Genomic DNA, 13078 nt, shown 5'->3' with positions numbered 1-13078 from the left:
GGCCTCATTCATCAATGGGAGCCAACATGACCACCACTACCCTCAACACCAAAGCCGATTACGCCGCCTTCCTGCTGCGCGTCACGGCGGGCCTGTTCTTCCTGGCGCATGCCGCGATGAAGATTTTCGTCTTCACGCTGCCCGGCACTGCCGCTTTCTTTGAGTCGCTGGGCCTGCCCGGCTTCCTCGCTTACCTGATCATCCTGCTGGAAGTGGTCGGCGGCATCGCGCTGGTGATCGGCTTCTACGGCGACCTGCTGGCCATCCCCCTTGCGATCGACCTGGTCGGCGCCATCTTTACGGTGCACGGCAAGAACGGTTTCTTCTTCAGCAACCCCAAGGGCGGCTGGGAATACCTGGCCATGTGGATCGTTGCCCTGATCGCGGTCTACCTGCTCGGCAACGGCGCCTTCGCCGTCAAGCGCAAGAGCCTGAACAACGTTGCATAATCATTATCTTGAAACCTGCGCGGAGCTGAAGTCCCCGCGGGGTTTCCCTCTTTTCGGAGTACTGCCATGTCTACCGCATTGCCATCGCTTTTCGTTTCTCACGGTTCGCCCATGCTGGCGGTGGAACCGGGCAGGACCGGGCCGCTGTTGCGCAGCATCGGCGAGCGCCTGCCCACGCCGAAAGCCATCTTGATCGTCTCGCCGCACTGGGAAACCCAGGCGCCGCGCGCAGGCAACCTGGCCAAGCAACGCGTGATCCATGACTTCGGCGGTTTCCCGCAGGAATTGTATGAACTGGATTATCCGGCCGCCGGTTCTCCGGAGCTGGCAGAACGCGTCGCCGGCTTGTTGCACGACGCCGGTTTGCCTGCCCGGACCGACGGCGGCTGGGGCCTCGATCACGGCGCCTGGGTGCCGCTGCGCTACTTGTATCCCCAAGCCGATATTCCGGTAGTCCAGTTGTCGCTGCAACCGCATCAGCCGCCGGCTTATCACTACCGCATCGGCCAGTTGCTGGCGCCGCTGGCCAAGGAAGGCATCCTGTTGGTCGGCTCGGGCAGCTTCACGCACAACCTGCGCGAACTGCGCCGCAACGACGCGGATGCCGGAGACGCTCCGCATACGCTGGAGTTCCTGCAATGGTTCCTGACGCAGATGCAGAGCGGCAATCTGGAAGCGCTGCTGAGCTATCGCGAATCGGCTCCGCATTCAGTGCGCACGCATCCGACCGACGAACACCTGCTGACGCTGTTTTTCGCCATGGGGGCAGCCGACGACTGGACGCAATTGGTGCATCTTGACAGCGGTTCGACGTATCATAGTCTGCGCATGGACGCCTTTGCCTTCGGTTCGCAATCGTCCATCCTCGCCGATTTGCCTGCTGCGGCATAACCTGTCCGGAAAGACCTCGCTTGAACAAACTGCGCGAAATCGAATGCTTCATCGCCGTGGCCGAACTGGGCAGCTTCGTCAAGGCGGCCGACGCGCTGAATGTGTCCAAGGCCGCGGTGTCGCGCACGATTCTGGAATTGGAAGCGCGTCTCGGCACGCGCCTGATGCAACGCACGACACGCCGGCTTTCACTCACCGAAGCCGGCGTGCTGTATCTGGATCGCTGCAAGCAGATCGTCTCCGCGCTGGAAGACGCCGACCAGATGCTCACCGCCGGCAACACCGATCCGACCGGCCTGCTGCGCATCAACGTGCCGCAGACCTTCGGCGTGCTGCACCTGGTCAAGGTCTGGCCCTGCCTGCTGCAACGCTATCCCGGCATCAAGCTCGACATCACGCTGTCGGACCGCATCGTCGACATCATCGAAGAAGGCTACGACATGGCGATCCGCATCGCGCGCCTGCCGAGCTCGTCGCTGATCTATCGCAAGCTGGCCTCGACGCGCATCGTCGTGTGCGCCGCGCCCGACTATCTGGAACGCCACGGCACGCCGCTGCATCCGGAAGATCTCAAGGACCACATGGTGCTCGGCTACAGCTATTCGGCCGACAAGGATGAATGGCATTTCGAAGGTCCGGACGGTCCCGTCAGCGTCAAGACCAACGTGCGCATGCACGCCAACAACGGCGACACCTGCGTGGCCGCCGCGCTGGCCGGGATCGGTATCACGCGCCAGCCGACTTTCATGCTCAACGACTACATCCGCAGCGGCAAACTGGTGCGCGTGATGCCCGACTACACCTCCGTCGAGCTGGGCATCTACGCGGTCTATCCGAGCCGAACGCATTTGCCGGCCAAGGTGCGCGCCACCATCGACTTCCTCGTGCATGCTTTTGAGGAAGCGACATGGGAAGATCACTGATCATCGCCACTTCATCAATTGCAAATGGACGCTTGCTGACCGCAAGCTGACGACATGAAAAAATCCGCTCGCTTGCGGATTTTTTTTCATCTCCCTTTTCTTCGCATCGCTTAAGGCGCACAATCCGCGCTCGTCGCGCTGAATGGTCTGACCAATTCAAACCGGCGTGGGATACCTGCAAAACCGCCTGTCGGACTCGCATTCAGAGCGTTTCCGTTGTGAACCGGTGACTTGACATACTTTTCAGATTGCCTCAAAGTGACCACATTACAGACTACATGTCCATATATTGGACGACCGAGAATAATAAAAAGGCCGTAGTCGCCACCCATACAGTTACTGAAACCTGAGGAGAATAGGCATGCAACCCACCACGCCCGAGGCATCGAAAATGATGCCCTACCAATACCCGAACCCGAAAGAAGCGCCGCTGGAAATCGTGGTCAACTCGGCCATTCCCGACGACGAAAAAGTCTGGGTGCCACAAGCCGAGAACGTCTGGTTCCGTCCGCTGTGCCTGAACGTGTCGCAAGGCTACTGGACCAACCTGCTGCGCGTACGCAAGTCCGGCGTGCTGAGCCGCCATCGCCACCCGGCTCCCGTGCACGGCATGGTGCTAAAGGGCCGCTGGCGCTACCTGGAACACAACTGGATCGCCGAGCAAGGCAGCTACGTGTTCGAACCGCCCGGCGAAACCCACACCCTGTACGTACCGGAAGACGTGGAAGAAATGATCACCTACTTCCACATCACCGGCGTGATGTACTACTGCGATCCGTTCGGCAAGTTCGAAGGCTACGAAGACGTCTTCACCAAGCTCGACATGTGCAAGGCGCATTACGAGAAGGTCGGCCTGGGCGCAGACTTCGTGCAGCAGTTCGTGCGCTGAAGACGTGAGCAATCCGATGAGCTACGTACAAGCCGATTACAACTTCCAGGGCGCCGTCGCCGTCGTCACGGGCGGCTCCGGCGGCATCGGCGCGGCCATCAGCGCGCGCCTGGCCCAGGCCGGCGCCGAAGTGGTGTGCTGGGATCTCAAGCCGGTCGCCGACTATCCCTACGGCCAGGACACCGTCGACGTCACCAGCGCCGCGTCGGTGGACGCCGCCACGCAACGCCTGCTGGCCTCGCGCGGCCACATCGACTTTCTGATCAACAACGCCGGCTTTGCCGGGTCGACCGTGCCGCTGGATGAGTACGACGTCGACGAATGGCATCGCATCGTCAACGTCAATCTGATGGGCGTGTTCCACACCTGCCGTTCGGTGGTGCCCGCCATGCGTGCTGCGGGCCAAGGCCGCATTGTCAACATCGCCTCGCTGGCCGGCAAGGAAGGCACACCCAACGCATCCGCCTACAGCGCCTCGAAAGCCGGCGTGCTGGCGCTGACCAAGTCACTCGGCAAGGAGCTGGCCAACGCCGGCATCCTCGTCAACGCACTGGCGCCGGCCGCGGTGAAGACCACGCTGCTGGAACAGATGAGCCCGGCGCACGTCGCCACGATGATCGCCAAGAGCCCGATGGGCCGTCTCGGCTATGTCGAGGAAGTGGCCGAGATGGTGGCGTGGCTGTGCTCCGGTTCATGCACGTTCAACACCGGCGCGGTGTTCGATCTGTCGGGCGGACGCGCAACGTATTAGTACTACCCGTCCGACCGCCACAAGTGGTCGGATGTTTCATCAAACTGCAACAAGCACCGCAGAGACGGCGCAGGCAGGTGAATTTTTTGCAGCACACCTGCAGCGCTTTCATTTACATTGGAGACAACATGGAAGTCCAAAAGAGCAGCAAGCTCAAACGCATTCAGTGGGTCGCACTGACGTTCCTGATGCTTGCCGGCATCGTCAATTACCTCGACCGCAGCACGCTGTCCATCGCCAATCATTCCGTCAGCCAGGAGCTGGGATTGAGCGCATCGGAGATGGGCCTGCTGCTGTCCGCATTCTCGCTCGCCTACGCCTTCTCGCAATTGCCTATCGGCGCGATGCTCGACAAGTTCGGCGCGCGCGTGATGCTCGGCGCCGGCATGATGGTGTGGTCGGTGGCGCAACTGGCCGGCGGCTTCGTCGGTTCGCTGCATCAGTTCCTGGTGGCGCGCGTGTTCCTCGGCCTCGGTGAAGCGCCGCAATTCCCGGCCGGCGCCAAAGTGGTGTCCGAATGGTTCGCCGTGCGCGAACGCGGCGGCCCGACCGGCATCTTCGTCGCCTCGTCAACCATCGGCCCGGCCCTCGCGCCGCCGATCCTGACCGTGCTGATGCTGTCCTTCGGCTGGCGCATGATGTTCGTCATCATGGGTATCGCCGGTATCGCGGTCGCAGTGGGCTGGTACATCTTCTACCGCAACCGCAATGAAGTCGAACTGACGCCGTCCGAAATGCTGTACCTCGCCGACGGCACCGACAACGACCCGAACGCCAACGCCAAGCTGACCTGGCACGAATGGAAAGGCCTGTTCAAATACCGCACCACCTGGGGCATGCTGTTCGGCTTCATGGGCGTGATCTACATGGTGTGGCTGTACCTGACATGGTTGCCTGCCTACCTCGAACATGAACGTCACCTGAGCATTGCACGCACCGGCTGGGTGGTGGTGATTCCGTACATCTTCGGCACGCTGGGCATGCTGTCTTCGGGCTACATCGCCGACGGTCTGATGAAGCGCGGCATGGCGCCGATCCGCAGCCGCAAGTGGCCGATCTGCGCCGGCCTGATCGGTGCGGGCGCGTTCACCATTCCTGCTGCTTACACACCAAGCACCTTCATGGCGATTGTCTACATCTCGCTGGCGATGGCGTTCGTGAACATGGCAAGCGGCGGCGCATGGGCGCTGGTCAGCGTGGCGATCCCACGCCGTCTGGTGGCCTCGCTGGGCAGCCTGCAAAACTTCGGCGGCTACCTCGGCGGCTCACTCGCTCCGCTCATCACCGGCATCGTGGTCGATAAGACCCATTCGTTCGTCAACGCCCTGCTGATCAGCGCCGCAGTCGCATTCGCTGCCGCGCTGGTGTACATGTTCGTGGTGAACAAGCCGATCGAAGGCGACCGGGTAGCAGCGTAATTTTATTTTCGATCTGAAGGAAAGCACATGACATTCACTCCCAATCTGTTCCAGGGTAAAACCGCGCTGGTCACCGGCGGCACCCAGGGCATCGGCGGCGCGGTGGCGCGCCAGCTCGCCGCCATGGGCGCCAAGGTCATCGCGGCAGGCTTGCCGCCGTTCGCCACGGAAGAGTTCGACGGCACCGGCGTCACGCTGGCCGAACTCAACGTGGCCTCGGAAGACAGCGTCAAGGCCCTGTTCGCGGGCATCCAGCAACTCGACATCGTGATCAACTGCGCCGGCATCATCAAGCGCGGCGCCGAGCATGAGGTCGAGGTGTTCGAACAGGTGATCGCGGTCAACCTGACCGGCACCATGCGCATCTGCTCCGCAGCGCGCGCTCTGCTGAAAGAGAGCAAGGGTTGCATCGTCAACCTGGCGTCGATGCTGAGCTTCTTCGGCGGCGGCCTGGTGCCGGCCTACAGTTCCAGCAAAGGCGGCGTGGCGCAACTGACCAAGTCGCTGGCGATCGCCTACGCCGCCGACGGCATCCGCGTCAACGCGGTGGCGCCGGGCTGGATCGCGACGCCGCTGACCAAGGCGCTGCAGGAAGATCCGGCGCGTTCCGGCCCTATCCTGCAACGCACGCCGCTCAATCGCTGGGGCACGCCGGAAGACATCGGCAATGTCGCGGCTTTCCTGTGCACGCCGGCAGCCTCCTTCATGACCGGCGCCGTGGTGCCAGTCGACGGCGGCTATCTGGTGTCCTGATCCTGCAGTAACGCATTACCTTCCCGGCGCTGCCGCCCTATCCGCAGTGCCGGGAAAACCCTCGGCTATAATGCCCCTCTGCAGTTCTGCTCCTCCCCTGATTTCCTTTTCCCGGCTTCACACCCGATGCCCATGCCGCTCATGCCGACCTCCGACACCGCCGCCGAAGACAATCCCAAAATCGCCGGCACCGCCGCGTTCTCCAAGTTCATGGCCGTGCTGCAGCTGATCGCCGACCAGGACGCGCCGCTGTCGATTGCCCAGCTCAGTGCACTGAGCGGCTATCCGCGTCCGACCGTCTACCGCATCCTGGCGGCGCTGACGGCCGAAGGCATGGTGGTGGAAAATCCGCGCACGCGCCATTTCGAACTCGGCCCGCGCCTGATCAATCTCGCCAGCAAATCATGGTCGCGCTCGGATGTGCGCACCGCCGCCATCGACGCCCTGCAACAGCTGCGCGACACTACCCGCGAGACCGTCCATCTGGCCGTGCCCAGCGACAACGGCATGGTCTACATCGAGAAGCTGGAAAGCCCGCAAGCCGTGCGCATGACCTCGCGCGTCGGCACGCGCGTGACGCTGTATTCCAGCTCGGTCGGCAAAGCCTACCTGGCTGCGCTCGACGAGGCCACCCGCAATCGCCTGCTGCGTTCGGTCAGGATGCAGAAGTTCACCGAACACACCATCACCGACCTCGACGTCCTGCGCGCCGAACTCGCCGTGGCCCAACAGCGCGGCTACACCGAAGATCGCGAAGAGAACGAAGCCCAGATCTTCTGCGTCGGCGCCCCTATCTTCGGCGCTGAAGGCACGCCGGTCGCCTGCATCAGCGTCAGCATTCCGCTGTTCCGCAAACCCGCGCAATTGCAGCAGGCCTTGATCGATCCGCTGCTGTCGACCTGCAAGCTGATCACGCAGAAGCTGTCCGGCCCGGGTCGCTGACACTGCCCCTGACGCGGACCGCCGCAGATCACTCCATCCGCTTACACCTCCGGCGCGATCTCCACGCCATACAATTTGCTTCCCTCGACATTGTGCAAAGACACCGTCATGACCTTGGTCCTGGCATCGATCTTGGCGATGCCGAAAAACTGAAACAGATCCGCCGGCGAGCGGTTCTGTTTCATGTCGGCGGGAATGCTCACATAACGCACGTCCGGCCCGAACGTCCGGTCTATCTCGCCGGGGCCGAAGGTGCCTGCATGCAGCGGCCCGCCGACAAATTCCCAGAACGGCTTGAAGTCGGTGAACTGCGCCTTCTCCGGCAGGTAGTAAGTCGCCGATGCGTAGTGCACATCGGCCGTCACCCACACCACGTTCTTGATGTTGTGGCGTTTGATGAAGCGCAGCAGCTCCGCGACCTCCAGCTCGCGCCCGGACGGCTTGCCGTTGTCGGCGTTGGCCCACGCCTCGAAGGTGCCCTGCGGTACATCCGCATTCAGGTCGGGCACGACGATGGAAATCGGCATGTCGCTGGCGATCACTTTCCATGTCGAGCGTGAGCGCAGCAGCGCCTGCTTGATCCAGCGCATTTGCGCCGCACCGAGGAAAGCCGCGTCCTGTCCTTGCAGCGGCTGGCGATTCGGCGAATTGGCGCCGCGGTAGCTGCGCTCGTCGAGCATGAATACTTCCAGCAGCGGACCGTAGTTGAATGAACGATAGATGCGCTCAGGATCGGCGACGTCGATGCGGAACGGGTTGTACTCGAACATCGCCTGCCGTGCGCGCTGCTTGAGCACATCCAGCTCGCGCTCCTGATAGCGCTTCTCCGCTGCGCCGATCACCTGGCCCGGATACCAATTGTTGCGCACCTCGTGGTCATCCCACTGCACCAGGAACGGCACCTCGGCCATGAAGCGCTTCTTGTTGGCGTCCATCAGGTTGTAGGCAAAATTGCCCCGATAGTCGTCGAGCGTCTGCGCGACCTTGGACTTGGCCGGCGTCACCAGATTGCGCCAGATGCTGCCGTCATCGAGCTTCACTTCGGCCTGGATCGGACCGTCGGCATAAATCTGGTCGCCCGAATGGATGAAGAAATCCGGCTTGAAGCGGCGCATGGTTTCATACACGCGATAGCCGCCCCAGGCTTCGTTGATGCCCCAGCCCTGCCCGGCCTCGTCGCCGGAAAACGCGAAGCTGATGTCACGCTCACCGCCGCCGGGAATGATCAGGCTGCCGGTCACCGGCGCACTCCATGCCGACTCATGCTGCAAGTCATGAAAGCGCAGGCGGTAATACAGCCGCTGCGACACCGGCAAGCCGCGCAGATCCACACGCGCGGTGTAATCGTTGCGCGCCAGCGCGGCGGGACCGGCAACCGTGACCGTGTTCTTGAAATTCTCATGGACCGAATACTCCACCACCACGCGCGCCGCGCGATCGGTGCGGCTCCACAGCATCGCCGCATCGCGCGTGATGTCGCCGCTCATGGCGCCGCTGTCGACCTGCGGGCGCAAGCGTTCCGAGGTCACAACGGCAGGCGCCTGCTGGGCGAATGCGGACGTCAGCGAACCTGCGCTCAACAGCGCGCCGGCGCCGAGCGCCGCATCACGCAGAAAATCGCGGCGTGAAGGCGGAGACAAAGGTGCGGACGGGGACGAAGGCAATGATGGTGAAGACGGCGAAGAGGAAGATGCTGCATCGTCGGACATGGCGGACTCCTTGGCTGATCATATGGAAAATTGCAATGTAGCAATGCAATGTGACCGTTCCATGAACAAATGCCGACCTGTGCAGACCCGGGATCACTCGTATTGAGATTCTCGATGTTGCTCCACCCAAACCCTGAATGACTTCCGTTCCCTGCCAATAAACCTGGCGAGACGCCAACAGTTGCGCAAGCGGCTCGTTTTTGACGACGCACCAAGCGGACGCATCATTTCGCACGATTTACGTGCGATTTCCACGCGGCTCCAGGAACCTCAAAAAAATCCCTTTTAAATTCAGTCGCTTAATAATTTGCACCGAAATGGAATGAAATTTGCTTAATAGAGTGCTTTTAAAATATTTTTGCACAATTATTGGGAGATTTTTCTGTGGATGATCACAAAAATGGTGCCGATGCGCTCTTCATTTTGCTCGGCGCGATCATGATTCTGGCGATGCATGCCGGCTTTGCCTTTTTGGAACTGGGCACCGTGCGACGCAAGAACCAGGTCAACGCGCTGGTCAAAATCCTCGCAGACTTCGCGGTATCGACCATTACCTACTTTTTCGTCGGCTATTACGTTGCCTACGGCGTCAGCTTTTTCAGCGGCGCCGAAGTCCTGTCGGCGCGCAGCGGCTTTGAACTGGTGAAGTTTTTCTTCCTGCTGACGTTTGCAGCCGCCATCCCGGCGATCATCTCCGGCGGCATTGCCGAGCGCTCCAAATTCTATCCACAACTGATCGCCACCGCAGTGCTGGTCGGCCTGGTGTATCCGTTCTTCGAAGGCATCGCCTGGAACCAGCACTTCGGCGTGCAAGCCTGGATCAAGAACGCATTCGGCGCCGAGTTCCACGATTTCGCCGGCTCCATCGTGGTCCACGCCGTCGGCGGCTGGATCGCGCTGCCTGCAGTGTTGTTGCTGGGCGCGCGACGCGGACGCTACACCAAGGACGGCAATATCGCCGCGCACCCGCCGTCGAACATCCCCTTCCTCGCACTGGGCGCCTGGATCCTCACGGTAGGCTGGTTCGGCTTCAACGTCATGAGCGCGCAAACCCTCGACAAGATGAATGGCCTGGTCGCGCTCAATTCGCTCATGGCGATGGCCGGCGGCACACTGGTGGCGCTGGTGATGGGCAAGAACGATCCGGGCTTCGTCTACAACGGTCCGCTGGCCGGATTGGTGGCGGTATGCGCAGGCTCCGACCTGATGCATCCGCTGGGCGCGCTGGTCACCGGCGGCATCGCCGGCGCGATCTTCGTCTGGATGTTCACCCGCACGCAAAACAAATGGAAGATCGACGACGTGCTCGGCGTGTGGCCGCTGCACGGCCTGTGCGGCGCCTGGGGCGGACTGGCGGCCGGCATCTTCGGCGCCAAGGCGCTGGGCGGCCTGGGCGACGTGTCCTTCATGGCGCAACTGTGCGGCTCGCTGCTCGGCATCGGCATCGCCGTCATCGGCGGCTGGATCGTCTACGGCTTGCTCAAAAAAGCCATCGGCATTCGCCTCGATCCGGAACAGGAATTCGAAGGCGCCGATCTGTCGATCCACAAGATTTCATCGACGGCGGAGCGGGACACCAGTTGGTGATGGACAATGAAAATCAAGTAGGCGGCACCGACATCCAAGGGCGTGACAGGCAAGCTGCACGCCCTGTTTGATATTCAATATCAACAGCATGTCATATACTGCCTGACAACAATAAGATCTCTCGCTCTGCGTGCAAACCGTACCGCCCTGCGATCGCATTCGCACACACTGACCGGCTCTGATCTTCATGTCTTTTGATTTCCACTCTTTTGTCTTCTTGCTCAGTGTCGCGGTGATTCTGCTGACACCGGGGCCCACCAACACCCTGCTGGCTTTGGCCGGTTTGGGATTGGGCATTCGGCGCGCCCTGCCCTTACTCGCCTTTGAGTTGGCCGGATACATTCTCTCAATTTCACTGTGGGGCATATTGCTGGCGCCAATCCAAGTGCAATTTCCATGGATTGCCACGCTGGTTAAAGTCGCCAGCAGTGGCTACCTGGCCTATACGGCAATCAAGGTCTGGCGTGACGCCAGGTTATTGCAGACGCCGCAACAAAGAAGCATCACGCCAAGAATATTGTTTGTGGCGACCCTTCTGAATCCGAAAGGACTGCTGTTCGCATTGGTGATCTTTCCACCGCACGCATTCGAAACCTTGCCGGCCTACGCACTCGCGATGGTCCCTTTTACCTGCCTGTTGGCGCCGATAGGCGCTCTCTGGATCAGCGTAGGTAGCGCATTGAATACCAAGCGCCTGAGCTTCATTGGTCCCCGCAAGATTCAGCAAATAAGTTCGGTAGCGCTGGGGATGTTCTCGGCACTCATCGCCTGGACGGCGTTTCGATAAACATTGCCGCGAGGAGGGAGAGCGCTTCTTTGATACTGTATTTACAAGCGCTGTTGCAAACAAACCCGGTCAAAGAAAAAGCCACCCCTTGAGGTGGCTTTTTCTTTTCAAGAGACACGCCATGATGTCGCGCGAACGCTTCCATTCCTCACCGCTCACGCCCGCATGTAAGCCCAGCCCTCGGCCTGACGCTGCGCGATATGCAGCACTGCCGCAGCCACCACGCTCACGCCGTCCGGTGCGGTGAACAGATTTGCTTCCAGCGTGTTGCGACAGATGCGTAGATGACTATCGAGCGGGGATGGCGTATCCAGCGCAGCAGCGACCGCGCCGGCATTGATCACCAGTTCGACCTGCGCGGTGGGCGCCTGCTTGAGCAGATTGGCGAGATTGCGGCGGCCACGTTCAAGGGCGCCGGCGGTGGGAGCGTGAATGATCAGTCGCAGGTTTTCCATGGAGGTCTCCAGTAATAGTCGCGGATCTTATTCCACACCCAGCCATGACGACAGATGCGTAACGTACTGAGCGAATTCAGCCGCGTTGCGATCGCGCGGGCGCGGCAGATCGATGTGCAGGTTTTCCACCACGGTGGCCGGGCGATTGCCGAGCACCACGACGCGGTCGGCCAGGTACACCGCTTCCTCAATATCGTGGGTAACGAACATGACGGCCGAATTGGTGGCCTGCCAGATGCGGATCAGTTCGGTCTGCAGGTTGCGCCGGGTGAGCGCGTCGACCGCGCTGAACGGTTCGTCCATCAGCAGGATGTCCGGCTTGACCGCCAGCGCGCGTGCGATGCCGACCCGTTGCGCCTGGCCGCCGGAAAGTTGATGCGGCCAGCGATCGTGCAGGTCGGCGAGACCGGTCAGTTGCAATGCTTCGGCCACGCGTGCAGCGCTTTCCTGGTTGTCGATGCCGAGCGTCTCCAGCCCGTAGGCGATGTTGGCATCCACGGTGCGCCACGGCAGCAGGCGGCTGTCCTGGAACACGATGGCGCGCCGGCGGCGGCCGGGACGTTGCGGCAGGTTGAAACGCATCTCGCCGGAGTCGGGCGTCAGCAAGCCGGCGGCGGTGCGCAGCAGCGTCGACTTGCCGACGCCGGAACCGCCGACGATGGCGACGAAACTGCCGGCCTCGATGTCCAGTGACAAGTCCTGGATCACCGGCGTGGTCGCGCCCGGATGAGAGTAGGACAACTGGTCGAATTCGATTACGGACGCCATGCCAGCACCTTCCTTTCGAACAGGACGTAGAGCAGATCGGTGGCCGCGTACACCGCAGAAATCGCCAGCATGTAGACCACCACCGCATCGTAGGCGCCGACGCCGGCGGCGGCGTTCATCTCCTGGCCCATGCCGGGGACGCCGAGCAACTCCGCCGCGATCAATGTCATCCAGGCCTGGCCAATGCCGGTCCGGATGCCGGCCAGCAGGCCCGGCGCAATCGCCGGCAGCGTGATGCTGACGGAGCGGCGCCAATAGCCGCCCTGGCCGAAGCTGCGCGCCAGTTCATAGAAGCGCGGATCGATGTTGCGCACCGCGCTGTAGGTGGCGAAATAGTTGACCCAGAACACGCCGATGGCGACCACGAAGGCGGCGCCGGCGTGACTGACCTTGAACCAGGCGATGGCGAACACCACCCAGGCCAGTGGTGGAATTGGCCGCAGGATGCGCGTCACATACGCTTGCAGCATGTCGAAGCGCTGCACCGTCGCTGCCGCCAGGCCGACCACGATGCCCGCCAGCGCACCGAGGCTCAGTCCCCACACGTAATGAATCATGCTGGAGCCGATCGCCGGCAACAGCCGGTCGCTTTCCCATTCAAGCCGGAAGGCCTCGGGCAGCAGGAAGGGATCGGGCAGGATACCGGGATTGACCCAGCCGAACACGCCGACTGCCTTCCACAGCAGCACGAACAGGACCACGCCGGCAACGCCGTAGGCGATGCGCGTCGGCAGGGAATAGGTGCGAGTCAGCATG

14 protein-coding genes are annotated in these 13078 nt (G+C 61.7%); 10 read left to right on the top strand and 4 right to left on the bottom strand.

Annotated elements, in window-relative coordinates; genetic code table 11:
• Positions 1-26 precede the first annotated feature (26 nt).
• From ACIROY_RS07700 to ACIROY_RS07665, 8 genes are all read left to right on the top strand, one after another.
• Positions 27-449 (top strand): DoxX family protein, encoded by a 423-nt coding sequence (locus ACIROY_RS07700; protein ID WP_402274115.1) that lies wholly within the window; start codon positions 27-29, stop codon positions 447-449.
• A 66-nt stretch (positions 450-515) separates the two neighbouring features.
• A complete protein-coding gene (locus tag ACIROY_RS07695; RefSeq protein WP_402274113.1) occupies positions 516-1340 on the top strand; it encodes a dioxygenase in 825 nt (274 codons plus the stop codon).
• A 20-nt stretch (positions 1341-1360) separates the two neighbouring features.
• Positions 1361-2263 carry a LysR family transcriptional regulator gene (locus ACIROY_RS07690; RefSeq protein WP_402274111.1) on the top strand — a complete coding sequence of 301 codons (903 nt, stop codon included), beginning with the start codon at positions 1361-1363 and terminating at the stop codon, positions 2261-2263.
• A 361-nt stretch (positions 2264-2624) separates the two neighbouring features.
• Positions 2625-3152 carry a 2,4'-dihydroxyacetophenone dioxygenase family protein gene (locus tag ACIROY_RS07685; protein WP_402274109.1) on the top strand — a complete coding sequence of 176 codons (528 nt, stop codon included), beginning with the start codon at positions 2625-2627 and terminating at the stop codon, positions 3150-3152.
• A gap of 16 nt (positions 3153-3168) precedes the next feature.
• On the top strand, positions 3169-3903 hold the full coding sequence (locus ACIROY_RS07680; RefSeq protein ID WP_402274106.1) for an SDR family NAD(P)-dependent oxidoreductase: 735 nt from the start codon (positions 3169-3171) through the stop codon (positions 3901-3903).
• Between the two features lie 128 nt (positions 3904-4031).
• Positions 4032-5321: an MFS transporter gene (locus ACIROY_RS07675; protein ID WP_094565389.1), complete on the top strand. Its 1290-nt coding sequence runs from the start codon at positions 4032-4034 to the stop codon at positions 5319-5321.
• Between the two features lie 27 nt (positions 5322-5348).
• Positions 5349-6074, top strand: coding sequence for an SDR family NAD(P)-dependent oxidoreductase (locus ACIROY_RS07670; protein ID WP_402274103.1), 726 nt, complete (start codon positions 5349-5351; stop codon positions 6072-6074).
• Positions 6075-6215: 141 nt separating this feature from the next.
• Positions 6216-7016 (top strand): IclR family transcriptional regulator, encoded by an 801-nt coding sequence (locus tag ACIROY_RS07665; RefSeq protein WP_402274950.1) that lies wholly within the window; start codon positions 6216-6218, stop codon positions 7014-7016.
• Positions 7017-7057: 41 nt separating this feature from the next.
• On the opposite strand, the gene ACIROY_RS07660 is transcribed toward ACIROY_RS07665, so the two are convergent.
• Positions 7058-8725, bottom strand: coding sequence for an alkaline phosphatase D family protein (locus tag ACIROY_RS07660; RefSeq protein ID WP_402340982.1), 1668 nt, complete (start codon positions 8723-8725; stop codon positions 7058-7060).
• A 384-nt stretch (positions 8726-9109) separates the two neighbouring features.
• Between ACIROY_RS07660 and ACIROY_RS07655 the strand changes: the two genes are divergently transcribed.
• Together ACIROY_RS07655 and ACIROY_RS07650 are read left to right on the top strand one after the other, a co-directional pair.
• Positions 9110-10312, top strand: coding sequence for an ammonium transporter (locus ACIROY_RS07655; RefSeq protein WP_402340979.1), 1203 nt, complete (start codon positions 9110-9112; stop codon positions 10310-10312).
• 187 nt (positions 10313-10499) lie between these two features.
• Positions 10500-11099 carry a LysE family translocator gene (locus tag ACIROY_RS07650; RefSeq protein ID WP_402340977.1) on the top strand — a complete coding sequence of 200 codons (600 nt, stop codon included), beginning with the start codon at positions 10500-10502 and terminating at the stop codon, positions 11097-11099.
• A 155-nt stretch (positions 11100-11254) separates the two neighbouring features.
• Here the strand turns inward: ACIROY_RS07650 and ACIROY_RS07645 are convergent, their stop codons facing one another.
• The 3 genes from ACIROY_RS07645 to ACIROY_RS07635 are packed head-to-tail and all read right to left on the bottom strand — an operon-like array spanning position 11255 to position 13077.
• Positions 11255-11554, bottom strand: coding sequence for a hypothetical protein (locus ACIROY_RS07645; protein WP_402340974.1), 300 nt, complete (start codon positions 11552-11554; stop codon positions 11255-11257).
• 27 nt (positions 11555-11581) lie between these two features.
• Positions 11582-12322, bottom strand: coding sequence for an ABC transporter ATP-binding protein (locus ACIROY_RS07640; protein WP_402274092.1), 741 nt, complete (start codon positions 12320-12322; stop codon positions 11582-11584).
• A complete protein-coding gene (locus tag ACIROY_RS07635) occupies positions 12310-13077 on the bottom strand; it encodes an ABC transporter permease (RefSeq protein WP_402274090.1) in 768 nt (255 codons plus the stop codon). Before ACIROY_RS07635 ends, ACIROY_RS07640 begins: the two co-directional genes overlap by 13 nt.
• Position 13078 lies beyond the last annotated feature (1 nt).

Source organism: Herbaspirillum sp. NPDC101396 (assembly GCF_044767365.1).
GTDB lineage: Bacteria > Pseudomonadota > Gammaproteobacteria > Burkholderiales > Burkholderiaceae_D > Herbaspirillum.
This window is presented reverse-complemented; position numbering and strand designations above follow the sequence as displayed.